Annotated in this window: 27 protein-coding genes, 1 other RNA gene and 2 pseudogenes; 22 read left to right on the forward strand and 8 right to left on the reverse strand. The window is 63.0% G+C overall.

Going from position 1 to position 26,322, the window contains the following annotated elements:
• Positions 1 to 301: 301 nt before the first annotated feature.
• The 3 genes from LB525_RS21115 to LB525_RS21125 all read left to right on the forward strand — a co-directional run bounded on the left by LB525_RS21115 (position 302) and on the right by LB525_RS21125 (position 2,953).
• A complete protein-coding gene (locus LB525_RS21115) occupies positions 302 to 1,798 on the forward strand; it encodes a CoA-acylating methylmalonate-semialdehyde dehydrogenase (protein WP_224546667.1) in 1,497 nt (498 codons plus the stop codon).
• A gap of 264 nt (positions 1,799 to 2,062) precedes the next feature.
• On the forward strand, positions 2,063 to 2,365 hold the full coding sequence (locus LB525_RS21120) for a hypothetical protein (RefSeq protein WP_140841768.1): 303 nt from the start codon (positions 2,063 to 2,065) through the stop codon (positions 2,363 to 2,365).
• Between the two features lie 270 nt (positions 2,366 to 2,635).
• Positions 2,636 to 2,953, forward strand: a complete 318-nt coding sequence (locus tag LB525_RS21125; protein WP_140841766.1) for a hypothetical protein — start codon at positions 2,636 to 2,638, stop codon at positions 2,951 to 2,953.
• A 27-nt stretch (positions 2,954 to 2,980) separates the two neighbouring features.
• Here LB525_RS21125 and LB525_RS21130 read toward each other — a convergent pair whose 3' ends face one another.
• Complete coding sequence (locus LB525_RS21130; RefSeq protein ID WP_224546670.1) at positions 2,981 to 3,685, reverse strand: GntR family transcriptional regulator; 705 nt, start codon at positions 3,683 to 3,685, stop codon at positions 2,981 to 2,983.
• Between the two features lie 68 nt (positions 3,686 to 3,753).
• On the opposite strand from LB525_RS21130, the gene LB525_RS21135 reads away from it, so the two are divergent.
• From LB525_RS21135 to LB525_RS21195, 13 genes and pseudogenes are all read left to right on the forward strand, one after another.
• Positions 3,754 to 4,689: a dihydrodipicolinate synthase family protein gene (locus LB525_RS21135; RefSeq protein WP_224546672.1), complete on the forward strand. Its 936-nt coding sequence runs from the start codon at positions 3,754 to 3,756 to the stop codon at positions 4,687 to 4,689.
• 13 nt (positions 4,690 to 4,702) lie between these two features.
• The gene (locus LB525_RS21140) at positions 4,703 to 6,013 is read left to right on the forward strand and encodes an NAD(P)/FAD-dependent oxidoreductase (RefSeq protein ID WP_224546674.1); all 1,311 of its coding nucleotides are present in this window, start codon (positions 4,703 to 4,705) and stop codon (positions 6,011 to 6,013) included.
• A 13-nt stretch (positions 6,014 to 6,026) separates the two neighbouring features.
• Positions 6,027 to 7,028: a 4-hydroxyproline epimerase gene (locus tag LB525_RS21145; protein ID WP_224546676.1), complete on the forward strand. Its 1,002-nt coding sequence runs from the start codon at positions 6,027 to 6,029 to the stop codon at positions 7,026 to 7,028.
• A 339-nt stretch (positions 7,029 to 7,367) separates the two neighbouring features.
• Positions 7,368 to 8,270 (forward strand): branched-chain amino acid ABC transporter permease, encoded by a 903-nt coding sequence (locus LB525_RS21150; protein ID WP_224528143.1) that lies wholly within the window; start codon positions 7,368 to 7,370, stop codon positions 8,268 to 8,270.
• Between the two features lie 5 nt (positions 8,271 to 8,275).
• Positions 8,276 to 9,871: a high-affinity branched-chain amino acid ABC transporter permease LivM gene (livM, locus tag LB525_RS21155; protein WP_095767233.1), complete on the forward strand. Its 1,596-nt coding sequence runs from the start codon at positions 8,276 to 8,278 to the stop codon at positions 9,869 to 9,871.
• Positions 9,871 to 11,031 (forward strand): annotated as a pseudogene (locus tag LB525_RS21160) (ATP-binding cassette domain-containing protein); the annotation flags it as partial. The gene livM and the pseudogene LB525_RS21160, both read left to right, overlap by 1 nt.
• Positions 11,032 to 11,057: 26 nt before the next feature.
• Complete coding sequence (locus LB525_RS21165) at positions 11,058 to 11,786, forward strand: ABC transporter ATP-binding protein (RefSeq protein ID WP_224528140.1); 729 nt, start codon at positions 11,058 to 11,060, stop codon at positions 11,784 to 11,786.
• A 117-nt stretch (positions 11,787 to 11,903) separates the two neighbouring features.
• Complete coding sequence (locus LB525_RS21170; RefSeq protein WP_095767236.1) at positions 11,904 to 12,251, forward strand: DUF6867 family protein; 348 nt, start codon at positions 11,904 to 11,906, stop codon at positions 12,249 to 12,251.
• A 137-nt stretch (positions 12,252 to 12,388) separates the two neighbouring features.
• A complete protein-coding gene (locus LB525_RS21175) occupies positions 12,389 to 13,504 on the forward strand; it encodes a branched-chain amino acid ABC transporter substrate-binding protein (RefSeq protein WP_095767237.1) in 1,116 nt (371 codons plus the stop codon).
• A 270-nt stretch (positions 13,505 to 13,774) separates the two neighbouring features.
• Positions 13,775 to 17,233 carry a pyruvate carboxylase gene (pyc, locus tag LB525_RS21180; protein ID WP_224546679.1) on the forward strand — a complete coding sequence of 1,153 codons (3,459 nt, stop codon included), beginning with the start codon at positions 13,775 to 13,777 and terminating at the stop codon, positions 17,231 to 17,233.
• Positions 17,234 to 17,501: 268 nt separating this feature from the next.
• Entirely contained in the window at positions 17,502 to 17,762 is a 261-nt protein-coding gene (locus LB525_RS21185) for a DUF2312 domain-containing protein (protein ID WP_095767239.1), read from the forward strand.
• Positions 17,763 to 17,784: 22 nt separating this feature from the next.
• Positions 17,785 to 18,225: a hypothetical protein gene (locus LB525_RS21190; protein WP_224546681.1), complete on the forward strand. Its 441-nt coding sequence runs from the start codon at positions 17,785 to 17,787 to the stop codon at positions 18,223 to 18,225.
• Positions 18,226 to 18,235: 10 nt separating this feature from the next.
• Positions 18,236 to 18,532, forward strand: coding sequence for a hypothetical protein (locus tag LB525_RS21195; RefSeq protein WP_224546683.1), 297 nt, complete (start codon positions 18,236 to 18,238; stop codon positions 18,530 to 18,532).
• 62 nt (positions 18,533 to 18,594) lie between these two features.
• On the opposite strand, the gene msrB is transcribed toward LB525_RS21195, so the two are convergent.
• From msrB to LB525_RS21215, 4 genes are all read right to left on the reverse strand, one after another.
• Positions 18,595 to 18,999, reverse strand: a complete 405-nt coding sequence (msrB, locus tag LB525_RS21200) for a peptide-methionine (R)-S-oxide reductase MsrB (RefSeq protein WP_224546686.1) — start codon at positions 18,997 to 18,999, stop codon at positions 18,595 to 18,597.
• 93 nt (positions 19,000 to 19,092) lie between these two features.
• Entirely contained in the window at positions 19,093 to 20,283 is a 1,191-nt protein-coding gene (locus tag LB525_RS21205) for a vWA domain-containing protein (protein WP_224546688.1), read from the reverse strand.
• Between the two features lie 7 nt (positions 20,284 to 20,290).
• A complete protein-coding gene (locus LB525_RS21210) occupies positions 20,291 to 20,737 on the reverse strand; it encodes a GNAT family N-acetyltransferase (protein ID WP_224546690.1) in 447 nt (148 codons plus the stop codon).
• 78 nt (positions 20,738 to 20,815) lie between these two features.
• The gene (locus LB525_RS21215) at positions 20,816 to 21,655 is read right to left on the reverse strand and encodes an AAA family ATPase (protein WP_224546692.1); all 840 of its coding nucleotides are present in this window, start codon (positions 21,653 to 21,655) and stop codon (positions 20,816 to 20,818) included.
• Between the two features lie 161 nt (positions 21,656 to 21,816).
• Between LB525_RS21215 and ssrS the strand changes: the two genes are divergently transcribed.
• The 6 genes and pseudogenes from ssrS to LB525_RS21245 all read left to right on the forward strand — a co-directional run bounded on the left by ssrS (position 21,817) and on the right by LB525_RS21245 (position 25,010).
• Positions 21,817 to 21,972: non-coding RNA, 6S RNA (gene ssrS, locus LB525_RS21220), on the forward strand.
• 146 nt (positions 21,973 to 22,118) lie between these two features.
• The gene (locus LB525_RS21225; RefSeq protein WP_224546703.1) at positions 22,119 to 22,700 is read left to right on the forward strand and encodes a 5-formyltetrahydrofolate cyclo-ligase; all 582 of its coding nucleotides are present in this window, start codon (positions 22,119 to 22,121) and stop codon (positions 22,698 to 22,700) included.
• 46 nt (positions 22,701 to 22,746) lie between these two features.
• Positions 22,747 to 23,028, forward strand: a pseudogene (locus LB525_RS28735) (BrnT family toxin).
• Positions 23,006 to 23,341, forward strand: a complete 336-nt coding sequence (locus LB525_RS21235; protein WP_224546708.1) for a helix-turn-helix domain-containing protein — start codon at positions 23,006 to 23,008, stop codon at positions 23,339 to 23,341. The pseudogene LB525_RS28735 and the gene LB525_RS21235 overlap by 23 nt, the downstream one beginning before the upstream one ends.
• The gene (locus LB525_RS21240; RefSeq protein WP_095767248.1) at positions 23,338 to 24,162 is read left to right on the forward strand and encodes a YmdB family metallophosphoesterase; all 825 of its coding nucleotides are present in this window, start codon (positions 23,338 to 23,340) and stop codon (positions 24,160 to 24,162) included. Before LB525_RS21235 ends, LB525_RS21240 begins: the two co-directional genes overlap by 4 nt.
• Before the next feature lie 80 nt (positions 24,163 to 24,242).
• Positions 24,243 to 25,010 (forward strand): TerC family protein, encoded by a 768-nt coding sequence (locus LB525_RS21245; RefSeq protein WP_095767249.1) that lies wholly within the window; start codon positions 24,243 to 24,245, stop codon positions 25,008 to 25,010.
• A 25-nt stretch (positions 25,011 to 25,035) separates the two neighbouring features.
• Here LB525_RS21245 and LB525_RS21250 read toward each other — a convergent pair whose 3' ends face one another.
• From LB525_RS21250 to LB525_RS21260, 3 genes are read right to left on the reverse strand one after another with little or no spacing between them, the layout of a single operon-like run.
• Positions 25,036 to 25,488: an SRPBCC family protein gene (locus LB525_RS21250; RefSeq protein ID WP_224546710.1), complete on the reverse strand. Its 453-nt coding sequence runs from the start codon at positions 25,486 to 25,488 to the stop codon at positions 25,036 to 25,038.
• Between the two features lie 23 nt (positions 25,489 to 25,511).
• Complete coding sequence (locus tag LB525_RS21255) at positions 25,512 to 25,874, reverse strand: hypothetical protein (protein WP_224546712.1); 363 nt, start codon at positions 25,872 to 25,874, stop codon at positions 25,512 to 25,514.
• 30 nt (positions 25,875 to 25,904) lie between these two features.
• Positions 25,905 to 26,297 (reverse strand): VOC family protein, encoded by a 393-nt coding sequence (locus LB525_RS21260; protein ID WP_224546715.1) that lies wholly within the window; start codon positions 26,295 to 26,297, stop codon positions 25,905 to 25,907.
• Between the last annotated feature and the right edge of the window lie 25 nt (positions 26,298 to 26,322).

Raw genomic sequence — 26,322 nt, forward strand, 5'->3', positions numbered from 1 at the left:
CTCCCCCGCAAGGGGGGAGATTGGCAGCTTCTCTGATGGCGCTTCTTTTCAATCGTTGGTGATTGGCGAAAGCCTTCGTGACGTCTGATCTCCCCCCTTGCGGGGGAGATGGCCGGCAGGCCAGAGGGGGGTGTGAAGGAACGCAAGCTTCGGCCTTTTCGGCAATCCATCATTTGCGGCAATTAATGCACACCTCGGGATCGTTGTCTATTTTCCGCACAACGGTTGCGTTTTGGCTCGCGTTGCCATCGCCGCCGCAAAGGCGGACAATGCGTCATCATCAGAACAGGGAGAGAAAAGCATGATCGAATACGGTCATTTCATCGGCGGCAAGCGTGTCGCCGGCACCAGCGGGCGCAAGCAGGATGTGATGCAGCCGATGGACGGCTCCGTGCGCGGCACGGTGGCGCTGGCCTCGCAGGCGGAGCTGCGCGCCGCGGTCGAGAACGCCAAGGCGGCGCAGCCGAAATGGGCGGCCACCAACCCGCAGCGCCGCGTGCGCGTGCTGATGAAATTCCTCGAGCTGGTCGCCCGCGACTATGACGAGCTGGCCGACATCCTGGCGCGTGAGCACGGCAAGACTATTGCCGATGCGCGCGGGGACATCCAGCGCGGCCTCGAAGTGGTCGAGGTCTGCATCGGCGCTCCGCACATGATGAAGGGCGAGTTCACCGACGGCGCCGGCCCGGGCATCGACGTCTATTCGATGCGCCAGCCGCTCGGCGTCGTCGCCGGCATCACGCCGTTCAACTTCCCGGCCATGATCCCGCTGTGGAAGATCGCGCCGGCCATCGCCTGCGGCAATGCCTTTATCCTGAAGCCGTCGGAGCGCGATCCGGGCGTGCCGATCCGCATTGCCGAACTGTTCATCGAGGCCGGCCTGCCGGCCGGCATCCTCAACGTCGTCAATGGCGACAAGGAAGTTGTCGACGCCATTCTCGACGATCCGGACATCAAGGCCATCGGCTTCGTCGGCTCGACGCCGATCGCGCACTATATCTATTCGCGCGGCACGGCATCGGGCAAGCGCGTGCAGTGCTTCGGCGGCGCCAAGAACCACATGATCATCATGCCCGATGCCGACATGGACCAGACCGTCGATGCGCTGATTGGCGCCGGCTACGGCTCGGCCGGCGAACGCTGCATGGCGATTTCGGTGGCTGTCCCGGTCGGCAACGACACCGCCAACCGTCTGATGGAAAAGCTGGTGCCGCGCGTCGAGAGCCTCAAGGTCGGCCCCTCGACCGACTCTTCCGCCGATTTCGGTCCGCTGGTGACCGCGCAGGCGCTGGAGCGCGTCAAGGGTTACGTCGATATCGGCGTCAAGGAAGGCGCCAAGCTCGTCGTCGACGGCCGCGGCTTCAAGATGCAAGGCTATGAGAACGGCTACTATATGGGCGGCTGCCTGTTCGACAACGTGACCGCCGACATGCGCATCTACAAGGAAGAGATCTTCGGGCCGGTGCTCTCGGTGGTGCGCGCGCCGCGCTACGAGGACGCCATCAAGCTCGCCAATGACCACGAGATGGGCAACGGCGTCGCCATCTTCACCCGCGACGGCGACGCCGCGCGTGATTTCGCGTCCAGAGTCCAGGTCGGCATGGTCGGCATCAACGTGCCGATCCCGGTTCCGATCGCCTATTACACGTTCGGCGGCTGGAAGGCGTCGTCCTTCGGCGACCTCAACCAGCACGGTCCGGACGCGTTCCGCTTCTATACCAAGACCAAGACGGTCACCTCGCGTTGGCCGTCGGGTATCAAGGACGGCGCCGAGTTTGTCATCCCGACGATGAACTAGCCCGAACGGTCGTCCAAACCAACATTGAGAAGGCGCGGCGCAAGCCGCGCTTTCTTTTTATGGACGAAGGCGAAGCACAACTTCAGGCGCATGAATTCCGGCGCATCGCGTCATGCGTGCGTCCGCATATTCTAATAATTCCATCGCCGTGTGATGGAACCAACAGAGCACCATCTGCCTTAGGCTTTATTCCTGCCATGCGTGCAGGCAACCAAGCAGCGCCGGTTCAAGCCGGGGTTCTCGTCTGGCGCGAGGAGGTGTCAGATGACACGATTTGTTGTGGCGGCAATATTGGCGGCGACGGCGATGACCGTTGGAGCCGCGCCGGCGAGCGCGGCGGCGCAATGCGCGGCGCGCGCCGACATCATCAAGGCGCTTGGCGACAAGTTCCACGAAACCGAGGCTGGGCGCGGCCTGATCAATCCGAACGTCGTGCTCGAGATATTCGTCTCCGACCAGGGAAGCTGGACGGTGCTCGCCTCCGATACCAAAGGCCAGAGCTGCGTGCTTTCCGTCGGCGAGGGCTGGGACAGCCCGACGATCACCGCGGCGATGCCGGGCGCCTGAAACCAGCAGGGAGCCGGGGTGCGCGCCACAACGGCTCCCACGGTCGGGCGTCAAGTGGCGCCAAGCAAGGCGCTCTCCGCGGCGCCGCTTGTTTACGGAGCGGAGCTTCACCATATCGAATCTCAGGGAGTCATGATCTCCCGACGACAGACCGGAAGCCAGAAGGAGTGACGCGATGAAGACGTCCAATCCGGCCTGGAGCCTTCCGGCACACTGAGGCGGCCGAATGTGCCTCCCTTTGCCGGAATGCGACGGCAAAGGAGGTGCCCCATGGCACGCGAATTTTCGTTTCAATGGGTCAAGCTTGCGGCCGTTGGCGCCATGATGGCGCTGCCGGCAGTTCCGGCGCGGGCGCAAGTCATCTGCGGCGGCCATGACTATCTGGTCGCGAGGCTGGCGGAGGCATTCGAGGAGAAGCGGCTGGGCTATGGCGTGGCCGGACAGGTCGCCATCTTCGAGGTGTTTGTCTCGGCCGGCGGAACCTGGACCATCCTGATGACCGACGTCAAAGGCCAGAGCTGCATCCTGGCCGCCGGCGAGGGGTGGGAAGACACGCTGGCCACCGCGGTCGGGCAGCCGGGTGGCTGAAGCGCCTCGAGCAGGCGCTGGTCCTGCTCAGCGCGTGGCGGCCACCTCGGCATGACCGCGCAGCAGCGCTATCAGCTTCTTGGCGTCCTTGGCGGCGGCTTCCTCGTCGCCGTCGAGGATGGAACGGATCAGCGCCACGTGGTGCTCGGCCGATTCGGCGAGACCGGTATCGGCCTTGTAGCGATACCAGAAGCGGCGGCTGTGGGTCTGCAAGGGGGCCGCCACACGCGCCGCGAAGGGGTTGTCGGCGGCGATCGCCAGCGCTTCGTCGAGCGCCTTGTCGGCCTGGATGAAGGCAAGCACATTACTCGAGATCACCGCCTTCTGCATGGCCAGGGCCGCTTCATGGAACAGGTCGGCGGCCTCGCGGGTGACGAAGCGGGCGGCCGAGCGGGCGAGCACCACCTCGATGCCGCGCCGCGCATCCAGCACCCGCAGCCAGTCGCCGGCGTGAAGCGGTGCGACCGCGATGCCGGCCCGAGGTCTGATGTCGAGAAGCCCTTCCCAGGCGAGCCGCTGGATAGCCTCGCGCACGGGGGTGCGTCCGAGACCCAGCCGCTCGATCAGCGCGCCTTCGGTGACGAAGCCCGACGGCGCCAGCTCGAGCGTGACGATCATATACTCAAGCGCGCGATAGGCCTTGGTCGCCGCCGGCTCGAAGGTCGCGTTCGCCTCGACGGATATCAGCGGGGAGATCAATGGCGGGCTCCTGATATATTTTTCATATATCATAAGTGATTCAGCGTTGACAGGCTAATTCTTAATAGATATACGACTGATATATCAGAGGAGAAGTAGCCATGTGGGCCGGAGTTTTCCCCGCAGTCACGACCAAATTCACCGCCGACGACCGTCTCGACCATGCCGAGATGGAGCGCTGCTACGGGCTGCAGATGGAGGCCGGCTGCGACGGCATTATCGTATGCGGTTCGCTCGGCGAAGGACCCATGCTGTCGCCTGACGAGAAAATCGAGGTGCTGAAGGCGGCGCAGAAAGTTGCCGGGAAGAAGCCGGTGCTCTTGACCCTCAACGAGCCCGGCACGCGTGAGGCGGCTGCTATCGCCAAACGCGCCGCCAAGGAAGGCGCCGACGGCCTGATGGTGGTGCCGAGCCCGATCTATCACACCGACCCGCAAGAGACGGTCGCCGCCCTTCGCGCCGTCGCCGAAGCAGGCGACCTGCCGGTGATGATCTATTCCAACCGGCTCGCCTATCGCGTCGACGTAACCCTCGACCTGATGGAGGAGCTGGCGTCGGACAAGCGTTTCGTCGCCATCAAGGAATCCTCCGACGACATCCGCCGATCGACCGAGATCATCAACCGGTTCGGCACCCGCTACGACCTCTTCACCGGCGTCGACAACCTTGCCTTCGAGGCGCTGTCGGTCGGCGCCATCGGCTGGGTCGCCGGCCTCGTCACCGCCTTCCCGCGCGAGACGGTCGCGATCTACCAGTTGATGCAACAGGGCCGACGCGACGAGGCGCTGGCGATCTACCGCTGGTTCCGGCCATTGCTCGACCTCGATGTCTCGACCTATCTGGTCCAAAACATCAAGCTTGCCGAAGTGCTGGCGATCGGTACCAATGATCGCGTGCGCATGCCGCGCCAGCCGCTGTCGGGTGAACGCCGCAAGGCGGTCGAAAAGATCGTCCGGGATGCGCTGGCGGTGCGGCCGAAGCTGCCGCCGCTGCAGACGTCTCCTCGATCGACGGACAGCTTGGCTGCGGCCGAATAGGGACAGCCCTGACGTGCAACGAAATTCCAAATCCTCGAAACAGGAGCGGCGCTCCGCCACTGGGGCATCTTCTGCCGGTGTACGGGGAGAAGCGGACGACATCGCCATCATTGGCGGCGGCATCATCGGCATCTGCGCTGCGGCCCTGCTCTCGGAAGCGGGGCGCAGCGTCGCCGTCTTCGACCGCACGGGCATCTGCGAGGAGACGAGCTCCGGCAATGCCGCCGCCTTCGCCTTCTCCGACGTACTGCCGCTGGCGCATAAAGGCATGATCCGGCAATTGCCGAAATGGCTCGCCGATCCGCTCGGACCTTTGACCATCCCACCGGCTTATCTGCCGAAACTTCTGCCCTGGCTGATCCGCTTCTGGCGGGCGGGCGCGGCGAAGCACTACGAGACGAGCCTCGCCACGCAGGCGAGCATGATGAAGCTCGCCGAAGCCGAATGGATGGGGCTGCTCGACCGCTCCGGCACGCGGCCGATGCTGCGCGAGGATGGGTCGCTGGAATTCTATGAGAGCGAGGCGGAGTTCCGCGCCTCGCTGCCCGGCTGGGCCGAACGCCAGCGTTTCGGCATCGGCTTCCGCCATGTCGAGGGCGAAGAGATGGCTGGGCTCCAGCCGGGTCTTTCGCCGCGCTTCGTCAAGGCCACCTTCGTGCCGGGCTGGAAGACGGTCGCCGATCCGAAGCTGCTCGGCAAATCGATCTGGGCCTATGCGGAAAAGCTCGGCGCCCGTTTCGAGCATGCGCGGGTCGCGCGCATAGAAGAGGATGCAAAGGGCCCCACGATCGTTCTGGCCGACGGCAGCAGGCGCGCGGCAAAGACGCTTCTGATCGCCGCGGGCGCCTGGTCTCATCTCCTGGCAAGGGATATCGGCGACCGCATCCCGCTTGAAACCGAGCGCGGCTATAACACGACGCTGCCGGTGTCGGCCTTCGACGTGAAACGGCAGCTGATCTTTTCCGGCCATGGCTTCGTCATCACGCCGCTCGAGACCGGCTTGCGCGTCGGCGGCGCCGTCGAGCTCGGCGGCATCGAGCGGCCACCAAATTTCGCCCGTTCCAAGGCGATGCTGGAGAAGGCGAAGCGTTTCCTGCCCGGGCTTGATCCGTCGGGAGGCCGCGAGTGGATGGGTTTTCGCCCCTCGCTGCCGGATTCCCTGCCGGTGATCGGCGCGGCGCGCGCGCCGAACGTCTATTATGCCTTCGGCCACGGCCATCTCGGCCTGACCCAGTCGGCGGCGACCGGCCGCTTGATCCGCGATCTCGTTCTCGGGCAGACTCCGCCGCTCGATCTCACGCCCTTCAGTCCGCAGCGTTTCTGAAAAAGAGTCCATCATGGCCAAAAAATCCTTCTTCTGCATCGACGGCCACACCTGCGGCAATCCGGTGCGCCTGGTCGCCGGCGGCGGGCCGTTGCTCGAGGGCGCGACCATGATGGAGCGGCGGGCGCATTTTCTCGCCGAATATGACTGGATCCGCACCGGACTGATGTTCGAGCCGCGCGGCCATGACGTGATGTCGGGCTCGATCCTCTACCCGCCGACGCGCGAGGACTGCGACATCGCCATCCTGTTCATCGAGACCTCGGGCTGCCTGCCGATGTGCGGGCATGGCACGATCGGCACCGTCACCATGGCCATCGAGCACGGGTTGGTGAAGCCGAAGACGCCGGGCGTGCTCAGGCTCGACACGCCGGCCGGCCTGGTTATCGCCGAATACAAACAGGTCGGCGAGTATGTCGAGGAGGTGCGCATCACCAACGTGCCGTCCTTCCTCTATGCCGAAGGATTGACCGTCGACTGCCCGGTGCTCGGCGAGATCAGCGTCGACGTCGCTTATGGCGGCAATTTCTACGCCATCGTCGAGCCGCAGAAGAATTACCGGGACATTGCCGATCACTCGGCCGGCGACCTCATCGCCTGGAGCCCGGTTGTGCGCCAGCGCCTCAACGGGAAATACTCCTTCGTGCATCCGGAGAACCCCGGCATCAACCGGCTGTCGCATCTGCTGTGGACGGGCAAGCCGAAACATGCCGAGGCCGACGCGCGCAACGCCGTCTTCTACGGCGACAAGGCGATCGACCGCAGCCCTTGCGGCACCGGCACCTCGGCCCGCATGGCGCAGCTCCATGCCAAGGGCAAGCTCAGGGCCGGCGACAGTTTCGTGCATGAATCGATCATCGGCTCGCTGTTCAAAGGCAGGGTCGAAAAGGAGGTCAGCGTGGCCGGTAAGCCGGCGATCATCCCCTCGATCGGCGGCTGGGCACGGATGACGGGCCTGAACACCATCTTCATCGACGACCGCGATCCGTTCGCGCATGGATTCGTCGTCACATAAGCGTCACAGCCTCACCCAACGGAAGGCATGCCGCCCAACATGGGCAGCCTCTGTTCGCGCAAGAAATCTTCTCATCAACTTATTTTGACGGCGATTTCTTCGAGCGGGTGGGCATTATAGGGCTGAATCGTCAAAGACATTGCGTTGTGCCAATGATAGGTTCCGCGATAGTCCAGGGGGCCGGGTACGAAAAACGGACAATCGGGCGGCGTGCTTCCAAAACACGCCCGGCGATTGAAAAATCACGTTGCAATCCGGGCTCGAGACTTTACGACTAGGGGAAATACGAAAAGGAGTGCGACCCGGAAACGGGCGACATTCCAGGGGAGCCGCGTAAATATGCAGTATTTCGTCCAGCAGCTTATCAATGGGCTGACGCTGGGATCTATCTATGGCCTGATCGCAATCGGCTACACGATGGTCTACGGCATCATCGGCATGATCAATTTCGCCCATGGCGATATCTTCATGGTCGGCGCCTTCACCGCCCTCATCGTCTTCCTGATCCTTGGCGCGTTGTTCTATTCGGTGCCGGTCGTGGTGGCGCTTCTGATCATGATGATCGTCGCCATGCTTCTCACCAGCCTCTACAACTGGACGATCGAGAAGGTGGCCTACCGGCCGCTGCGCGGCTCGTTCCGGCTGGCGCCGCTGATCACCGCCATCGGCATGTCGATCGCGTTGTCCAATTTCGTGCAGGTCACGCAAGGCCCGCGCAACAAGCCGATCCCGCCGCTGGTCAGCCAAGTCTACACTGTTGATGGTGTGAGCGTTTCGCTGAAGCAGATCCTCATCGTGATCGTCACCATCGTGCTGCTGGCGATTTTCTGGTATCTCGTCAACCGGACAGCGCTCGGGCGGGCGCAACGCGCCTGCGAGCAAGATCGCAAGATGGCAGCACTACTCGGTATCGACGTCGACCGCACCATCTCCATCACCTTCATCATGGGCGCAGCTCTCGCCGCCGTCGCCGGCACGCTGTTCCTGATGTATTACGGCGTCGTGGTGTTCTCGGACGGCTTCGTGCCGGGCGTGAAAGCCTTCACGGCGGCCGTGCTTGGCGGCATCGGCTCGCTGCCCGGCGCGGTGCTCGGAGGATTGCTCATCGGCTTCATCGAGAGCATGTGGTCGGCCTATTTCTCGATCGACTACAAGGACGTCGCCGCTTTCTCGATCCTGGCGATCGTGCTCATCTTCCTGCCCTCCGGCATCCTCGGCCGGCCTGAAGTCGAAAAGGTCTGATCCTGATGGCCGTTACCGTGTCTTCGGAGCGCGACGCCGTCGCTACTCCAGTTCAGCGCGCTTTTCGCGAAGCGCTCTATGCAGGCGCCATCGCGCTCGGCCTGTTCGTGCTGTTTATCGGTCTCAGGACCGACCAGAATATCTCCAACGAACTGATTCTGGTGCAGCGCTGGGGCCTGCTCGCCCTGGTGGTCATCGCCACCGCCGGGGGCCGCTTCCTGTATGTCGCCTATGGCCAGCCCTTCGTGGCCAGCCTGAAGATCGCCGACATCGACACAGGCCTGCTGCCCGACACCATGGCGGCACGCTTCTTCAGGATGCCTTATTTCGTAGCCGCGGTCGTTGTCGCAGCCCTGCTGTTCGTGCTGGCCGGCTCGCTTGACGGGCTGCTCGGACCCGACCTTGCCGGCTACGCGCGCTTTGTGCGGGCGCTGGCGATCATTTATGCCGTCGCCTGGGTAATGTATTATTTCCGGGCCTTCATCCACGCCCACTTCTCGGCGTTGGGCATCAGCGCGCTGGCGCTCTATCCGATCATCGTCGTGCTGGTGCTTGCGCTGGTAACAGGATCGATAGCGGGAGGGTTTCAGGGCTCTTTGAAGTGGGTCGACAATTTCGGCATCCAGATCCTGATCTATGTGATGCTGGCCTGGGGGCTGAACATCGTCATCGGCCTCGCCGGCCTGCTCGATCTCGGCTACGTCGCCTTCTATGCCGTCGGGGCGTATGCCTACGCGCTGCTCGGCACGCATTTCGGCCTGTCGTTCTGGATCCTGCTCCCGGCCGCCGGCTGCATGGCCGCCTTCTGGGGCGTCATGCTCGGCTTCCCGGTGCTGCGGCTGCGCGGCGACTATCTGGCGATCGTCACCCTTGCCTTTGGCGAGATCATCCGCCTCGTCCTGATCAACTGGCGCGAGGTGACAAACGGTTCGGCCGGCATTTCCGGCATTCCAAAGGTCTCCTTCTTCGGCCTGATGTCGTTCAACGTCTCGGATCCGAACTACATCGCCAAGGTGCTGCACATCGCCACATCGAGCGCCTATTACAAGATCTTCCTTTACTATCTGATCCTCGGACTCTGTCTTTTGACCGCCTTCGTTACCATCAGGCTGCGGCGGTTGCCGGTCGGCAGGGCGTGGGAAGCGCTGCGCGAGGACGAGATCGCCTGTCGCTCGCTCGGCATCAACACCACCACCACCAAGCTGACGGCGTTCGCCACCGGCGCCATGTTTGGCGGCTTCGCCGGCTCGTTCTTCGCCGCAAGGCAAGGTTTCGTCAGCCCCGAATCCTTCGTCTTCCTGGAATCGGCGATTGTCCTCGCCATCGTCGTGCTCGGCGGCATGGGTTCGCTGGTCGGCATCGCCGTAGCGGCGCTGGTGATGATCGGCGGCACCGAAGCGTTGCGGGAGCTCGACTTCCTGAAGCGGGTCTTCGGTCCCGATTTCACGCCTGAACTCTACCGCATGCTGCTTTTCGGCATGGCCATGGTCATCGTCATGCTGTGGAAGCCGCGCGGCTTCGTCGGCAGCCGCGAGCCGACGGCCTTCCTGAAGGAGCGAAGAGCGGTTTCAAGCTCCTTCACCAAGGAGGGGCACGGCTGATGAACGCGACCCCTTCCTCGAACGATTTCATCCTGCAGGTCGAGCATTTGTCGATGAGGTTCGGCGGCCTAGTCGCCATTGGCGACCTGTCGTTCCAGGCCAGGCGCGGCGAGATCACCGCGCTGATCGGCCCGAACGGCGCCGGCAAGACCACGGTGTTCAACTGCATCACCGGCTTCTACAAGCCGTCTGAAGGCATGATCACGCTGAACCGGGGGGACGGCTCGACCTATCTGCTCGAGCGCCTGCCCAACCACGAGATCCCGGCCCGCGCCAAGGTGGCGCGCACCTTCCAGAACATCCGCCTGTTCTCGGGCATGACGCTGCTGGAGAACCTCCTGGTCGCGCAGCACAACAAGCTGATGAAGGCTTCGGGCTATACTCTCCTCGGCCTGTTCGGCTTTCCGAGCTATCGCCAGGCCTCGGCCGAGTCGATCGAGCTCGCCAGGCACTGGCTGGAGAAGGCCGATCTTGTCGATCGCGCCGACGATCCGGCCGGCGACCTGCCCTATGGCGCGCAGCGGCGCCTGGAAATCGCGCGCGCCATGTGCACGGGGCCGGAGCTCCTGTGCCTCGACGAACCGGCCGCCGGCCTCAATCCGAAGGAATCTGCGGCGCTCAACGAGCTGTTGATGGGCATCAAGAGCACCGGCACGTCGATCCTGCTCATCGAGCACGACATGTCGGTGGTGATGCAGATCTCCGACCATGTCGTCGTGCTCGAATACGGCCGCAAGATCTCCGACGGCAATCCGGCGTCGGTCCGCACCGATCCGCGCGTCATCGCTGCCTATCTCGGCGTCGACGACGAGGAGGTCGAGACGGTGCTGACCGAGGTCGGCGATGAGGACGTGATCGAGCAGCTAGATACCGGCCCCGATTCCGCGCATGGGCCGGGAAATTCCGCCTCGATGATGGCGGGGCCGGTTTCCGATTCGGTCGAACATGGGAATGAGGGCGAGCGGGTCACGGTCTCGAAGGGCGCCTCGAAGGCGGCGCAAGTCGACGCGCGCGCTGCGTCGATAGCCAGCAAGCCTACAGCCAAGCCGGCCGCGAAGCGGAGCACTGGGAAGGCCGCGCCGAAGAAAACAACCGCCGGGGCTCCGGCCGCGAAGGCCGACAGCGCTTCGAAGGGCAAGGACGCAGCGGCCAAGCCCGCACCTGGCAAGCGTGGAGGGCGTAAATAATGGCCGGCACAACGCTGCTCGACATCAAGGGTGTCGAGACTTACTACGGCAACATCCGGGCGCTGAACGGCGTCGATGTCAGCGTCGACCAGGGTGAGATCGTGGCACTGATCGGTGCCAACGGCGCCGGCAAGTCGACGCTGATGATGACCATCTTCGGCGCGCCGCGCGCCCGCACCGGAACCATCACCTTCGCCGGCACCGACATCACCAAGATGCCGACGCATGAGATCGCACGCCTGCGCATCGCGCAATCCCCGGAAGGCAGACGCATCTTTCCGCGCATGACGGTGATGGAAAATCTGCAGATGGGCGCCAGCCTCGACAACCTCAAGCATTATGACGAGGACGTCGAGAGGGTGTTCACGCTGTTCCCGCGGCTGAAAGAGCGCATCGCCCAGCGCGGCGGCACGCTGTCGGGCGGCGAGCAGCAAATGCTGTCGATCGGGCGCGCGCTGATGGCGCGGCCGAAGCTTTTGTTGCTGGACGAGCCCTCGCTGGGCCTCGCGCCGCTGATCGTCAAGCAGATCTTCGACGCCATCCGCGAGCTCAACAAGACGCAGGGGCTGACTGTGTTCCTGGTCGAGCAGAACGCCTTCGGCGCGCTCAAGCTCGCCACGCGCGGTTATGTCATGGTCAACGGCAATGTGACGATGAGCGGCACCGGTAAGGAATTGCTTGCAAATCCGGAAGTGCGCGCCGCCTATCTCGAAGGCGGACATCATTAGAGCGCGATGACTTTCCCAGGATCGCCATCTCGCTCTAAGGTTTTGTTCTTGAAGCATGATCTTCTCCGAAAAGTCTGCAACTTTTCGGGATCATGCTAAGATCTGGGGACATCGATCATGCAGGGCATTATCTACGAAGAAGCCTCGATCTGGCAGTTTCTATTCGTCACAGGCCTGCTTGGCGGCGGGGCGGCATGGATGACAGGCAAAGCGGCGGCTCAGACCTGGAGCACGTATCTGCGGCTGTTTTTCTTCCTGCTCGGTCTCGGTATCGGCGTCAGGTTCATCCATCACGCCTTGTTCGGCGGCACGATGTTCTCGCTGCATTACTATATCGTCGACACCATCGTCCTGATGATACTGGGCTTCCTCGGCTATCAATACACGCGCACCAACCAAATGGTCACGCAGTATAACTGGCTCTATGAAAGAGCTTCCTTGTTAAGCTGGAAACCGAAAGGTTGACGTTCACCATTTACGCCGTTTCGGGGATGAATCGGCGTGACAAGTGCCTGAAAATCGGCATTCTATGCTTTCTGCGATAAGGGTGGGCATCGCATGAAAGTATCATCCACGCCCACTCCGTAAATGGGAGCGTTTCAATGAAAAAATCACTTTTGTCCGCCGTGGCGCTGACCGCGTTCGTCGCGTTCAGCGGCAGCGCGTGGGCCGACATCCTGATCGGCGTCGCCGGTCCGATCACCGGCCCGAACGCCGCCTTCGGCGCGCAGTTGCAGAAGGGCGCGGAACAGGCGGTCGCCGACATCAACGCGGCGGGCGGCATCCTCGGCCAGCAGCTCAAGCTCGAGATCGGTGACGACGTCTCCGATCCCAAGCAGGGCATCTCGGTCGCCAACAAGTTCGTCGCCGACGGCGTCAAGTTCGTCGACGGCCACTTCAACTCCGGTGTGTCGATCCCGGCCTCGGAAGTCTACCAGGAAAACGGCATGCTCGAGATCACGCCGGCCGCGACCAACCCGAAGTTCACCGAGCGCGGCATGTGGAACACCTTCCGCACCTGCGGTCGTGACGACCAGCAGGGCAAGGTGGCCGGCGACTACATCGCCAAGAACTTCAAGGATGCCAAGATCGCCATCATCCACGACAAGACGCCTTATGGTCAGGGCCTCGCCGACGAGACCAAGAAGAACCTCAACGCCAACGGCATCACGGAAGTGTTGTACGAAGGCGTGAATGTCGGCGACAAGGACTTCTCGGCCCTCATCGCCAAGATGAAGGAAAACGGCGTCACGCTCATCTACTGGGGCGGCCTGCACACCGAAGCCGGCCTGATCATCCGTCAGTCGGCCGATCAGGGCCTGAAGGCGCCGCTGTTCTCGGGCGACGGCATCGTCTCCAACGAACTGGCCTCGATCGCGGGCGACGCCGTTGCCGGCACGCTCAATACCTTCGCTCCGGATCCGCGCAAGAATCCGGCCGCCAAGGAAGTGGTCGAGAAGTTCCGCGCCAACGGCTTCGAGCCGGAAGCTTACACGCTCTACTCCTATGCCGCGGTGCAGATCATCGCCCAGGCCATCGCCAAGACCGGCTCGGCCGACGACGCGCAGAAGGTTGCGGAGACGATCAGGGCCAACACCTGGAAGACCGCCATCGGTGACATCGGTTACGACAGCAAGGGCGACATCACCCGTCCTGACTATGTCATCTATGAATGGAAGAAGGGCGACGACGGCAAGTACAGCTACTTCGAGAAATAAGCCGGCAAACTCAAGCCGACTTTTCGGGGATGCCCGGCGCTCGCGCCGGGCATTTTCGTTTGCGGGCGAGGCCAACCGGAAGCTCCGCGCCGCGCCCCCGGGCAATACCGTCCACCACCCATGATCCGTGTTCGAAGAACAGCAATAATGATTTGGCGCAAACAGGCGACTTAAATCGTTTTAGCTGTCGCGCAAATTTGTTTGCGCTGCAGCATTTTCACGTTAATCATTGCGCCGGTTCATCTCCCTTCCGCTGCTGGAGCCTACTCCTTGGCCATCACGAAGATACTCGTCGCCAACCGGTCCGAAATCGCCATCCGCGTGTTCCGCGCGGCCAACGAGCTCGGCCTCAAAACTGTGGCGATCTGGGCGGAGGAGGACAAATATTCGCTGCACCGCTTCAAGGCCGACGAGAGCTATCAGGTCGGCCGCGGACCGCATCTGGCCAAGGACATGGGTCCGATCGAGAGCTACCTGTCGATCGAGGAGGTGATCCGGGTCGCCAGGCTGTCGGGCGCCGATGCCATCCATCCCGGCTACGGCCTGCTGTCGGAAAGCCCGGAATTCGCCGAGGCCTGCGCCGAGGCAGGCGTCACCTTCATCGGCCCGAAGCCGGAAACGATGCGCCGGCTCGGCAACAAGGTCGCCGCGCGCAACCTGGCGATTGAAGTCGGCGTCCCGGTCGTCCCGGCAACCGATCCGCTGCCGGACGACATGGACGAGGTCAAGAAGCTCGCCGCGCAAATAGGCTATCCGGTGATGCTCAAGGCCTCGTGGGGCGGCGGTGGCCGCGGCATGCGCGCCATCCGCGCCGAGGCCGACCTCGCGCGCGAGGTGATGGAAGGCAAGCGCGAGGCCAAAGCCGCCTTCGGCAAGGACGAGGTCTATCTCGAAAAGCTGATCGAGCGCGCCCGCCATGTCGAGGTGCAGGTGCTGGGCGACACGCATGGCAATGCCGTGCATCTGTTCGAGCGCGACTGCTCGATCCAGCGCCGCAACCAGAAGGTCGTGGAGCGCGCACCGGCCCCCTATCTCAGCGAGGAGCTGCGCCAGGAGCTTTGCGGCTATGCGCTCAAGATCGCGCGCGAGACCAGCTATATCGGCGCCGGCACGGTCGAGTTTCTGCAGGACGCCGACACCGGCAAGTTCTATTTCATCGAGGTCAATCCGCGCATCCAGGTCGAGCACACCGTCACCGAGCAGGTGACCGGCATCGACATCGTCAAGGCGCAGATCCACATCCTCGACGGCTTCGCCATCGGCACGAAGCAATCGGGCGTGCCGGCGCAGAAGGACATCAGGCTGAACGGCCACGCGCTGCAGTGCCGCATCACCACCGAGGATCCGGAGCACAATTTCATTCCGGATTATGGCCGCATCACCGCCTATCGCGAGGCGGCCGGCTTCGGCATCCGGCTCGACGGCGGCACCGCCTATTCGGGCGCGGTCATCACCCGCTTCTACGATCCGCTGCTCGAAAAGGTGACGGCCTGGGCGCCGACGCCCGGCGAGGCGATCTCGCGCATGAACCGGGCGCTGCGCGAGTTCCGCATCCGCGGCGTCGCGACCAACCTCACCTTCCTCGAAGCGATCATCAACCACCCGCGCTTCGCCGACAATTCCTACACGACGAGGTTCATCGACACGACGCCGGAGCTGTTCGAGCAGGTGAAGCGGCAGGACCGCGCCACCAAGCTGCTCAACTACCTGGCCGATGTCAGCGTCAACGGCCACCCCGAGACGCGCGGGCGGCCGATGCCGAAGGCGAATGCGGCGGCACCCGTGGTGCCCTATCTCAATGGCCATATTCCGGACGGCAGCAAGCAGAGGCTCGATGCGCTTGGCCCCGAGAAATTCGCGGCCTGGATGCGAGAGCAGCGCCAGGTGCTGGTCACCGATACGACGATGCGCGACGGCCACCAGTCGCTGCTCGCCACGCGCATGCGCACCTATGACATCGCCGGCATCGCCGGCACCTATGCGCGGGCATTGCCGCAGCTCTTGTCGCTGGAATGCTGGGGCGGCGCGACGTTCGACGTCGCCATGCGCTTCCTCACCGAGGATCCGTGGGAGCGGCTGAGCAAAGTGCGCGAGGCGGCGCCCAACCTTCTGCTGCAGATGCTTTTGCGCGGCGCCAACGGCGTCGGCTACACCAATTATCCCGACAATGTCGTCCAGCATTTCGTCGCCCAAGCGGCGGCGGGCGGTGTCGATCTGTTCCGCGTCTTCGACTGCCTTAACTGGGTCGAGAACATGCGTGTCGCCATGGACGCGGTCGGCGCCGAGGGCAAGCTGGTCGAGGCGGCGATGTGCTATACCGGCGATATCCTTGATCCGGCCCGCGCCAAATACGACCTCAAATACTACGTCGGGCTGGCCAAGGAGCTGGAGGCGGCCGGAGCGCATATCATCGCCGTCAAGGACATGGCCGGCCTTTTGAAGCCGGCCGCGGCGCGCGTGCTGTTCAAGGCGCTGCGCGAGGCGACCGACCTGCCGATCCATTTCCACACGCACGACACGTCAGGGCTGTCGGCGGCGACGGTGCTGGCGGCGGTGGAGAGCGGCGCCGACGCTATCGACGCAGCGATGGATTCCTTCTCCGGCAACACCTCGCAGCCCTGCCTCGGCTCGATCGTCGAGGCGCTGAAGGGCACCGAGCGCGACCCCGGTCTCGATCCGCAATGGATCCGCCGCATTTCCTTCTACTGGGAAGCGGTGCGCAACCAGTACGCAGCCTTCGAGAGCGATCTCAAGGGGCCTGCCTCGGAGGTCTACCTGCACGAGATGCCGGGCGGCCAGTTCACCAACCTCAAGGAACAGGCGCGCTCGCTCGGGCTCGAGACGCGCTGGCATGAGGTCGCGCAGGCCTATCACGACGTCAACCTGATGTTCGGCGATATCGTCAAGGTGACGCCGTCGTCGAAGGTGGTGGGCGACATGGCGCTGATGATGGTCAGCCAGGATCTCACCGTCGCCGATGTCGAGAACCCGGCCAAGGACATCGCCTTCCCGGACTCCGTCGTGTCGATGCTGCGCGGCGATCTCGGCCAGTCGCCCGGCGGCTGGCCGGCTGCGCTGCAGAAGAAGGCGCTGAAGGGCGAGAAGCCGATTACGGTTCGACCGGGCTCGCTGCTAAAAGCAGCCGATCTCAAGGCGAGCCGCAACGACATCGAGGGCAAGCTCGACCGCAAGCTCTCGGAGTATGAATTCGCCTCCTGGCTGATGTATCCGAAGGTGTTCACCGACTTCGCGGCCGCGCAGGAGACCTACGGGCCGGTGAGCGTGCTGCCGACGCCGACCTATTTCTACGGGATGAAGCCGGAAGACGAGATCTTCCTCGACATCGAGAAGGGCAAGACGCTGGTGGTGCGCTGCCAGGCGTTCGGCGATGTCGACGACAAGGGCATGGTCACCGTGTTCTTCGAGCTCAACGGCCAGCCACGCCGCGTCAAAGTGCCGGACAGGGCGCATGGCGCTTCCGCGGCCAAGGCACGCCGCAAGGCCGAGCCCGGCAATGAGGGACATGTCGGCGCGCCGATGCCCGGCGTCGTATCGGCGCTTGCCGTCGCGCCCGGACAGGCGGTCAAGGCGGGCGACGTGCTGCTTTCGATCGAGGCGATGAAGATGGAAACCGCGCTGCATGCCGAACGCGACGGCGAGATCGCCGAGGTGCTGGTGAAGGCCGGCGATCAGATCGACGCGAAGGATCTGTTGATCGCATTCAAATAAGGTGTGCCGATATTCAGGTGAGGCCGGCCTGCAAACGCCGGCTTCCTGCGCTTCCGGTGCTCACGTACTTAAGTACGCTCCGCTCCGGTTCTCGGAATCCGTCATTTTCGACTCGGCCTGACCTGAATCTCGGCACACCTTTGGCTGTGCGCAGCCGTCCACAGGCGCTCGACAAGTGTCTTGACCCGCCGCGCCCGCTCGGGCAGGGAACCCGCTCCAATTTGCCGTGGCGGGAATCGCCACTGCTCCAGAAGACGCGGAGAGAAAAATGGCCGACGAAATCACCGAGACCAGCCAGACTGTAGCCGCCGGCCAGCTGCGCACCATCATCGAGCGCATCGAGCGGCTCGAGGAAGAGAAGAAGACGATCTCCGACGACATCAAGGATGTCTATGCCGAAGCCAAGGGCACCGGCTTCGACACCAAGGCGATCCGCACCATCGTGCGGTTGCGTAAGAAGGACCAGGCCGAGCGCCAGGAAGAGGAGTCCATCCTCGATCTCTACAAGGCCGCTCTCGGCATGGCGTAAGCCTCATGGCCGGAGACCGGCCATGAACGAATTCGACTTCGGCGGCCGTCGCGCCTCGGAGTTCCGCCATCGCGGCTTCTGGGCGCTGTTCGCCGAACGGCACCCGCAAGAAAGGCAAAGGCTCGCTCGGCGCGGGCCATGGTTCTGGCAGCGCGGGCTGCCGGATTTCGCTTTGGTTCTTTCGATGTATGTCGCGCCGGCGCAGAACCATGTCGGCGTGTTCTTCGGACGCAACGAGAAGTTCGGCGCCACGGAGTCCTGGTCGCGGTTGAAGCCGTTCCAGCCGGCGATCGAATCCAGGCTGAAGCTCAGGCCCGAGCAGAGCTGCGAAGGTCTCGGCATCAACTCGATGTGGCGGGTGAACTGCTACGCCGAGGACAATTGGCCGGCCATGAGCGACTGGCTGGTGCGGGAATGCTCACGCTTCGAAGAAGCCGTGACCGAAATTCTCGGGCAGCGATAGGTCGCGGGCGATGAGGGATTTTTTCCGTTCGCGCTGGAGAGGCCAGGTTCCGCTCGACCGGCTGTTCTGGCGCGATATGCTGCTGGTCGGTACCATTCTGAGCATCGCCTCTTCGGCGCTGGCGCTGGTCCTGCTCGGGTTGAAGCTGCCGCTCTGGCTGGTGCTGGCGGTGCATTTCCTTCCCGTTCCCTACACCATCTTCCTGGCGGTCGCCGTCTGGCGGACCGCGGAGAAGGCCGGGGGTTTCAAGGCGCAGCTGATGATGCTCGGTTCCGCGCTCTGGCTGATCGCAACGGTCGTTGTGTAGTGCCGGATGGAGCATGAAAAAGGGCGGCCGAGGCCGCCCTTTGCGAAGACTGGAAACCCCAGTCAGGCCGCAGGCTCGAAGCGCAGCGCCACGCCATTGATGCAGTAGCGCAGGCCGGTCGGCGGCGGGCCGTCCTCGAAGACATGGCCGAGATGGCTGCCGCAGCGGGCGCAATGGCATTCGGTGCGGACCATGCCGTAGCTGCGGTCGACGGTGGTCTCGATCGAGCCCGGGACCGGATCGTTGAAGCTCGGCCAGCCGGTGCCGCTCTCGAACTTCAGCTTGGATTCGAACAGCGGCTGGTCGCAGCCGACGCAATAGAAGGTGCCGGCGCGCTTTTCGTAGAGCAGGGCGCAGCTGCCGGGGCGCTCGGTGCCGTGATGGCGCATCACGGCATATTGCTCCGGGGTCAGCCGGGCGCGCCACTCGGCATCGGTGCGGGTGACGGGATAGGCGTGGGTGTCCATGAAATCTCCTCGGCCTTGGCGGCTCGTTGTTGCTTGCAACGGTTATTCGCACAAACATAGGCATCTGTTACAAATGCCGCCAGTGAAAGCGAGCTAGTGCTTGCGCGACAACTGCCTGGTCGCAGCTTCAAGCCCGGCCAATGTCAGCGGGAACATGCGGCCGCCGAAGATGTCGCTGATCAACTGGATCGAGTGCGTGTAGCGCCAGTTCTTCTCAGCTTCGGGATTGAGCCATATCGCGTTCGGCCATTGCTGCAGCAGGCGGGCCAGCCACACACTTCCGGCCTCGGGATTCCAGTGCTCGACCGAGCCGCCGGGGTGGGCGATCTCGTAAGGGCTCATCGAGGCGTCGCCGACAACGATCACCTTATAGTCCGGCCCGTATTTGTGGATGAGATCGAAGGTCGGGATTGTCTCGGCCAGCCGCCGGTGATTGTCCTTCCAGACGCGCTCGTAAAGGCAGTTGTGGAAGTAGAAATATTCGAGCTGGCGGAACTCGGCGCGCGCGGCGGAAAACAGTTCCTCGACGCCGCGTATATGGTCGTCCATCGAGCCGCCGACATCGAAAAACATCAGAAGCTTCACGGCATTGCGCCGCTCGGGCCGGGTCTTGACGTCGAGATAGCCGTGCTCGGCAGTGGCGTGGATGGTGCCGGGCAGGTCGAACTCCTCCTCGGCGCCCTCGCGCACCCAGCGGCGCAGCCGCTTCAGCGCCACCTTGATGTTGCGGGTGCCGAGCTCGACGGTGTCGTCGAAGTTCCGGAATTCGCGCTTGTCCCAGACCTTCACCGCGCGGCGATGCCGGCTTTCATGCTGGCCGATGCGAACCCCTTCGGGGTTGTAGCCATAGGCGCCGAAGGGCGAGGTGCCGCCGGTGCCGATCCATTTCGAACCGCCCTGGTGGCGCCCCTTTTGCTCCTCGAGGCGCTGCTTCAAGGTCTCCATCAGCTTGTCGAAACCGCCCAGCGCTTCGATCAGCTTCTTTTCCTCCTCGGTCAGGTGCTTTTCCGCCAAACGGCGCAGCCATTCCTCGGGGATGTTGACGACATCGACGGCATCGGGGCCGCCGAGCGCCTCGACACCCTTGAAGACATGCGCGAAGACCTGGTCGAAACGATCGATATGACGCTCATCCTTCACCAGGGCCGAGCGCGCGAGGTAGTAGAAAGCCTCGACGTCATAGTCGACCAGCCCCGCTTCCAGTCCCTCCAGCAGCGACAGATATTCCCTGAGCGAAACAGGAACCCGCGCGGCCTTCAGTTCTAGGAAGAAGGGGATGAACATCAGTCCCTTATAGCAAATCGTACTCGATGAATCCGGTCCGCCTTGCCACATGGTCGTAGAGCCGGCGCGCCGTGGCGTTGGTCTCGTGCGTCATCCAGTAGACATTCTTGACGCCGATCTTGCCGGCCTCGTCCCGCACCGCTTTGATCAGCGCCGCGCCCACGCCTTTGCCGCGCACCTCCGGATCGGCGAACAGATCCTGCAGGTAGCAGTTGTTGACCAGTGACCAGCAGGAGCGATGGTAGAGGTAGTGGGTCAGCCCAACCGCTTTGCCGTCGAACGTGGCGATGAAACCTTTCGGCTCGAATTCGCCTGCCGTGAACAAACGCTTCCAGGTGACGTCGTAGACCTCGTCCGGCAGCTTGGTCTCGTAGAAGGTGAGGTAGGCAGTCCACAAGCGCCGCCAGTCGGCGTTGTCGGACTGCGCGAACGGGCGAATGGCGATCTCGGACATCTTTTCTCCTCCAGTGCTTTCGGTCCGAAGCTGCGGCAGCGACCGATTGCCGGCAACGGTCCACAGCCGGAGAAAGCGCTATTGCTGCCGTCTGGCCATGAAGGCCAGGCGCTCGAACAGGTGCACGTCCTGCTCGTTCTTGAGCAGCGCGCCATGCAGCTTCGGCAGCATGTTCTTCGGATCGGTGCGCAGATCCTCGGGCGCGATGTCGTCGGCGACCAGCAGGCGGATCCAGTCGAGCGCTTCGGAGGTCGAGGGCTTCTTCTTCAGGCCCGGCACGTCGCGGATCTCGTAGAACTGGCTTAGTGCCGCCCGCACCAAATTCTGCTTGATGCCGGGGTAATGCACCTCGACGATCCGGTGCAGCGTGTCGATGTCGGGGAAGCGGATGTAGTGGAAGAAGCAGCGGCGCAGGAAGGCGTCCGGCAGTTCCTTCTCGTTGTTCGAGGTGATGATGACGATAGGCCGGAACTCGGCGCGGATCGTCTCGCCGGTCTCGTAGACGAAGAACTCCATCCGATCGAGCTCCTGCAGGAGGTCGTTGGGGAATTCGATGTCGGCCTTGTCGATTTCGTCGATCAAAAGCACGACTTTTTTCTGCGCAGCGAAGGCATCCCACAGCTTGCCGCGCTTGATGTAATTGGCGATGTCGTTGAAGCGCTCGTCGCCGAGTTGGCTGTCGCGCAGCCGCGAGACGGCGTCATATTCGTAGAGGCCCTGTTGCGCCTTGGTGGTCGATTTGACGTTCCATTCGATGAACTCCAGCCCGAGCGCCGAAGCCACCTGGCGGGCAAGCTCGGTCTTGCCGGTGCCGGGCTCGCCCTTGACCAGCAAGGGCCGCTCCAGCGCGATCGCGGCATTGACCGCAACCATCAGATCCTTGTCGGCGACATAGGCCGCAGTGCCTTCGAAACGCATCTTTTCTCCTGTCCGTGCGGCGGACCGTAAGGAGGCTGGACGGGCCGCGCAAGGGCGGTTGCCGGACAGCTTCCCATCGGGACGGTCCGCAAGACGAATTATGCGCAAATGGTGACCCGTTTCTCTGGCGCACGGCTAATCATCGGCCTATATTTGTCGACGGCGGTCTGCGCTTCCCGGCAGGAGAAACTTATCCCCGGGGCCTTATCGATCCTTAGGGAGCTGTCCCTGGGAAGACCCGTGGGTTTTCTCACACGGCGCCCACCTACTTTGTAGGCACCCGGGATCGACCTCTCCACCGGTTGTGTGGATCGCCGCTCTCCCGTTTTCGGGAGACATGCGCCTTCTCTCCGTTTTGACGCAATTCCGGACGGAAAAACCGCTGCGCACTTTTCCTGGAATTGCGCTAGAAAGCGTCGCTCCTAAATCTCCATCCAAATCTGACCCTTTCTAGCGTCGGCGCATGTCACCTTCCAAAGACCTGAAAAAACAGCTTCGCAAGGAGGCGCTGGCGCGCCGCGATGCGCTCGACGAGTTCTGGCGCGTCGAGATCGCGCTCGAAATGGCCGAGACCGCGAAGGAAAAAATCGACTTTGAACCCGGTCGGGTCGTCTCCGGCTTCTGGCCGATGCGCTCCGAGGTCGATGTGCGGCCGCTGATGTTCGCGCTGCGCGAGAAGGGCGCAAGGCTCTGCCTGCCGGCGATCCTCGACAAGACCACGATCGTCTTTCGCGAGCTGGTGCGCGGCGCGCCGATGGTCGAGATGGGATTCGGCACGGTCGGGCCGCATGAAGAGGCGGAAGTGCTCGACCCGACGCTCATGCTGGTGCCGCTCGCCGCCTTCGACGGCCGCGGCCACCGTATCGGCTACGGCGCCGGCTACTACGACCGCGCCATTGCCAGGCTGGCCGACAAGGGCATCACGCCGAGGCTGATCGGCATCGCCTTCGATTGCCAGGAAGTCGAGCGGGTGCCGGATGAGAACCATGACGTCATCATTCCGGAAATACTGACCGAGAGCGGGTTGCGCCGGTTCACGACTTGACGCGGGCGCCCACCTGGCAAATACTACTGAATTCCAGTAGGCTAGCATGCTTGAATTCGAATGGGACGACCAGAAGGCGACGAGCAATCTTGCCAAGCACGGTGTGGCATTTGCGGATGCCAAACGCCTGTTCGACGACATCCGTGCTCTGCATTATTAGGATCGCTCCATGGATTACGAAGAGGAGCGCTTCATTGGCATCGGAATCGTCAATGGATTGGTGCTGACGGTGGTTTACACTGAACGCGGCGACCGAATAAGACTGATCTCCGCCAGAAAGGCGACGCGCCATGAGCAGAAAGCATATGATCAAGCACGCAGGGACTGAATCCGATTGGGAGCGTCTGCGCAGCATGAGCGACGCGGAGGCGGAGGCTGGCGCCCTGGCGGATAAGGACAATCCACCGCTCAGCACGGATCGGCCGGGAGTGGCATCTGTTGCCCGTGTCAAAGTGATCCGCCGGGCCTTGCATCTTACCCAGGAGGAATTTTCCGTCCGCTATCGCATTCCGCTCGGCACGCTTAGAGACTGGGAGCAGGGCAGAACAGAGCCGGACCAGGCGGCACAGGCCTATTTGCAGGTCATCGCCAAGGAGCCGGAAACGGTATCGCGGGCGCTCGGTACGCGCAGCGCCGCATGAGACTTCTCTTCCTCGGCGACATGGTTGGCAAGACGGGGCGCACGGCAGTCTGGGAGCAGTTGCCGGGGCTGATTTCCGACTTCAAGCTCGATTTCGTCATCGTCAATGGCGAGAACGCGGCCGGCGGCTTCGGCATCACCGAAGAGATCTTTCGCGAGACGCTCGCGGCCGGCGCGGATGTCGTCACAACCGGCAACCATGTCTGGGACCAGCGCGATGCGCTGATCTTCGCGCCGCGCGAGGAGCGCTTCCTGCGTCCCTCCAATTTTCCCAGGGGCACGCCGGGCCGTGGCTCGGGCGTCTATATCGCCCGCAATGGCGCGCGCGTGCTGGTCGCCAACATCATGGGCCGCGTCTTCATGCATCCCGAGCTCGACGACCCTTTCCAGGCCGGCGAGCGTGAGCTTGCCGCCTGCCCGCTCGGCGAGCAGGCCGATGCGGCCATCATCGATTTCCACGCCGAGGCGACCTCGGAGAAGATGTGCTTCGCGCATTTCGTCGACGGCCGCGCCAGCCTGGTGGTCGGCACGCATACACATCAGCCGACCGCCGACCATCAGATCCTCAATGGCGGCACCGCCTATATTTCGGACGCCGGCATGTGCGGCGATTATGATTCCTCGCTCGGCATGGATAAGGAAGAGCCGCTCAACCGGTTCCTTTCCAAGGTGCCGAAGGGCCGTTTCGAGGCGTCGTCAGGGCCCGCGACGCTCTGCGGCGTCGGCGTCGATATTTCGGACCGCACCGGGCTTGCCGAAAAAATCGCGCCGTTTCGTCGCGGGCCGCGGCTGGAAGAGACGGCGCCGTCCTTCTGGTCGTGACATTGATATAAGCGAGATCAATACCTAACTGGCGACGAAACCCGCGAAAACTGCTCTAGATCGTAGAGGGGACGACCTTCATGCAGCTTGTCGAATTTCTGGCGCCGCACTTTCATTTTGTTTCCGATCCGACTGCGTGGGTCGCGCTTTTGACGCTGGTGGTGCTCGAGATTGTGCTCGGCATCGACAATCTGATCTTCATCTCGATCCTGACCAACAAGCTGCCGGAGGCGCAGCGCGCCCGCGCACGCCGGCTGGGCATTTCGGCGGCGCTGATCATGCGACTGATCCTGCTCGCCACGATCTCGATCATCGTGCAATTGACGACGCCGGTGTTCACCGCCCTCGGCCACGGCTTTTCCTGGCGCGACCTGATCCTGATCGCCGGCGGCCTGTTCCTGGTCTGGAAGGCGACCAAGGAAATCCATCACACGGTCGACCCGCAGGATCATCAGGACACGATGGTCGGCGGCACGCTGCAGATGAGCCTTGCCGGAGCGATCTTCCAGATCCTCCTGCTCGACCTCGTGTTCTCGATCGATTCCATCATCACTGCCGTCGGCATGACCGACGAGATCGCCATCATGTATATCGCGGTAATCGTGGCGGTGAGCGCGATGATGCTGGCGGCGACGCCGCTTGCCAATTTCATCGCCAGGAACCCCTCTATCGTTATGCTGGCGCTCGGCTTCCTTTTGATGATCGGCATGACGCTGATCGCCGACGGCATGGGGTATCATGTGCCCAAGGGATACATCTACGCCGCCATGGGCTTTTCCGCGCTGGTCGAAGGCCTCAACATGCTGGCGCGACGGCGTAAGAGGCAGGGGTCGGGGGAGGGGCACTGAGGCTCGCCACCGCGCCGGTGAGCCGCTAGGCCGAAACACCCTTCGGGTGACGGTCGCCGATCAAGCCGAGCGTCAGGCCCTGTTCCAGCCAGGCCTTGGCGCCGGCAAGCACCAGCGCGAAGCCGCCGGTGGATTCGACAGCCTGCTTCACCTGCTCATCGGCGGAACCGGCGAAGCCGAAATTGCGGATTTCGAGGAAGGTCGCTTCATCCGGCATCTCGGTGAATGTCCAGACGACGGTGGTCGGCGGATCGCTCCACTGCATGATGATCATCTCGTTGGGGACGATCTCGCTCACCTCGACCTTGGTCGAGACGCCATACATGCGCCATTCCCATTCGACTGGCTTGCTCTCATTCAGGCGACCGCTGGAATGCGTAAACCAGAATTTCGTGGTGACCGCCGCTTCGAACACCTCGGCGAGCGGCCGACGGATCAGCATGGCGGTTTCGGCGATGGGAGATTCTCTGAGCTCCATACGGTTCTCCTTTCCGGCAGGATTCACCAGGCGTCCGGCTCCCGCACCAAGTGAATGATGTTGGCCGGGTTGGTGATCCAGCCGCCACGAAAGCCTTCGCTCAGAGGTTCTATTGCGTCGCAGCGCACGACACCGGCCCTGGCAAGATGGGAGGCCGCGCTCTTGAAGTTCGGTGTGAAAAGCTCCAGCCAGATTTCGGCCTGGCTCATCATCGGCGCCTCGTCGATCCAGAGGCGATTGGGACCAAGTTCGAAACCGATCGCCGGCGCCTTGGCGGTAAACGGCTTCAACCCCACAACATCGCGATAGAAGGCGATCGTTGCCTCGTATTGGTGCGAGGGCACCTTCATGGCGATGTTGATGCCGCCGATAATCTCGGTGTCCATTGCCGATCCTCTCGATTGCGTTGGATGTCGTTACGGCAGGTTGATCTGCCAGGAGACGCCGAACCGGTCGTTGAGCCAAGCGAAACGCTGGCTGAAGCCGTAATTGCCGGCCGGCATCAGGAAGCCGCCGCCCTCCGAGAGTACGCCGACAATCCGTTCGAGCTCCTCTTCGGACGAGCAGTCGACAAAGAAGGAAAAGGACGGCGTGAAGGTGAAGGCGTGGTGGACGGGGCTGTTGTAGATCCTGACCTCGACGCCGCCGATCAATGCGCGCGCCAGCTTGAGCGTTCCTTCCGCCCCGTCCTCGCCCGAGCCATAGCGCGTGATGTCGAGCACACGGCTCTCCGGAATGGTCTCGCAATAGAGGGTCATGGCCTTCTCGGCCTTTCCCTCGAACATCAGGAATGGCGTTGCTTTCGTCATCGGGCGACCTCCTCCTGCCGAATAT

Origin of the sequence: Mesorhizobium sp. CA16 (assembly GCF_020165175.1) — a bacterium.
Taxonomy (GTDB): domain Bacteria; phylum Pseudomonadota; class Alphaproteobacteria; order Rhizobiales; family Rhizobiaceae; genus Mesorhizobium.

What these genes read in the sequence shown, in the direction of transcription:
- LB525_RS21145 (WP_224546676.1), top strand. Translation starts at nt 6,027, where the DNA reads ATGGCCAAAAAATCCTTCTTCTGCATCGACGGCCACACCTGCGGCAAT.
- LB525_RS21235 (WP_224546708.1), top strand. Translation starts at nt 23,006, where the DNA reads ATGATCAAGCACGCAGGGACTGAATCCGATTGGGAGCGTCTGCGCAGC.
- LB525_RS21185 (WP_095767239.1), top strand. Translation starts at nt 17,502, where the DNA reads ATGGCCGACGAAATCACCGAGACCAGCCAGACTGTAGCCGCCGGCCAG.
- LB525_RS21190 (WP_224546681.1), top strand. Translation starts at nt 17,785, where the DNA reads ATGAACGAATTCGACTTCGGCGGCCGTCGCGCCTCGGAGTTCCGCCAT.
- LB525_RS21205 (WP_224546688.1), bottom strand. Translation starts at nt 20,283, where the DNA reads ATGTTCATCCCCTTCTTCCTAGAACTGAAGGCCGCGCGGGTTCCTGTT.
- LB525_RS21250 (WP_224546710.1), bottom strand. Translation starts at nt 25,488, where the DNA reads ATGGAGCTCAGAGAATCTCCCATCGCCGAAACCGCCATGCTGATCCGT.
- LB525_RS21120 (WP_140841768.1), top strand. Translation starts at nt 2,063, where the DNA reads ATGACACGATTTGTTGTGGCGGCAATATTGGCGGCGACGGCGATGACC.
- LB525_RS21225 (WP_224546703.1), top strand. Translation starts at nt 22,119, where the DNA reads ATGTCACCTTCCAAAGACCTGAAAAAACAGCTTCGCAAGGAGGCGCTG.
- LB525_RS21175 (WP_095767237.1), top strand. Translation starts at nt 12,389, where the DNA reads ATGAAAAAATCACTTTTGTCCGCCGTGGCGCTGACCGCGTTCGTCGCG.
- LB525_RS21135 (WP_224546672.1), top strand. Translation starts at nt 3,754, where the DNA reads ATGTGGGCCGGAGTTTTCCCCGCAGTCACGACCAAATTCACCGCCGAC.
- LB525_RS21215 (WP_224546692.1), bottom strand. Translation starts at nt 21,655, where the DNA reads ATGCGTTTCGAAGGCACTGCGGCCTATGTCGCCGACAAGGATCTGATG.
- LB525_RS21255 (WP_224546712.1), bottom strand. Translation starts at nt 25,874, where the DNA reads ATGGACACCGAGATTATCGGCGGCATCAACATCGCCATGAAGGTGCCC.
- LB525_RS21170 (WP_095767236.1), top strand. Translation starts at nt 11,904, where the DNA reads ATGCAGGGCATTATCTACGAAGAAGCCTCGATCTGGCAGTTTCTATTC.
- LB525_RS21245 (WP_095767249.1), top strand. Translation starts at nt 24,243, where the DNA reads ATGCAGCTTGTCGAATTTCTGGCGCCGCACTTTCATTTTGTTTCCGAT.
- LB525_RS21210 (WP_224546690.1), bottom strand. Translation starts at nt 20,737, where the DNA reads ATGTCCGAGATCGCCATTCGCCCGTTCGCGCAGTCCGACAACGCCGAC.
- LB525_RS21195 (WP_224546683.1), top strand. Translation starts at nt 18,236, where the DNA reads ATGAGGGATTTTTTCCGTTCGCGCTGGAGAGGCCAGGTTCCGCTCGAC.
- msrB (WP_224546686.1), bottom strand. Translation starts at nt 18,999, where the DNA reads ATGGACACCCACGCCTATCCCGTCACCCGCACCGATGCCGAGTGGCGC.
- livM (WP_095767233.1), top strand. Translation starts at nt 8,276, where the DNA reads ATGGCCGTTACCGTGTCTTCGGAGCGCGACGCCGTCGCTACTCCAGTT.
- LB525_RS21150 (WP_224528143.1), top strand. Translation starts at nt 7,368, where the DNA reads ATGCAGTATTTCGTCCAGCAGCTTATCAATGGGCTGACGCTGGGATCT.
- LB525_RS21260 (WP_224546715.1), bottom strand. Translation starts at nt 26,297, where the DNA reads ATGACGAAAGCAACGCCATTCCTGATGTTCGAGGGAAAGGCCGAGAAG.
- LB525_RS21125 (WP_140841766.1), top strand. Translation starts at nt 2,636, where the DNA reads ATGGCACGCGAATTTTCGTTTCAATGGGTCAAGCTTGCGGCCGTTGGC.
- LB525_RS21165 (WP_224528140.1), top strand. Translation starts at nt 11,058, where the DNA reads ATGGCCGGCACAACGCTGCTCGACATCAAGGGTGTCGAGACTTACTAC.
- LB525_RS21115 (WP_224546667.1), top strand. Translation starts at nt 302, where the DNA reads ATGATCGAATACGGTCATTTCATCGGCGGCAAGCGTGTCGCCGGCACC.
- LB525_RS21130 (WP_224546670.1), bottom strand. Translation starts at nt 3,685, where the DNA reads ATGATATATGAAAAATATATCAGGAGCCCGCCATTGATCTCCCCGCTG.
- LB525_RS21240 (WP_095767248.1), top strand. Translation starts at nt 23,338, where the DNA reads ATGAGACTTCTCTTCCTCGGCGACATGGTTGGCAAGACGGGGCGCACG.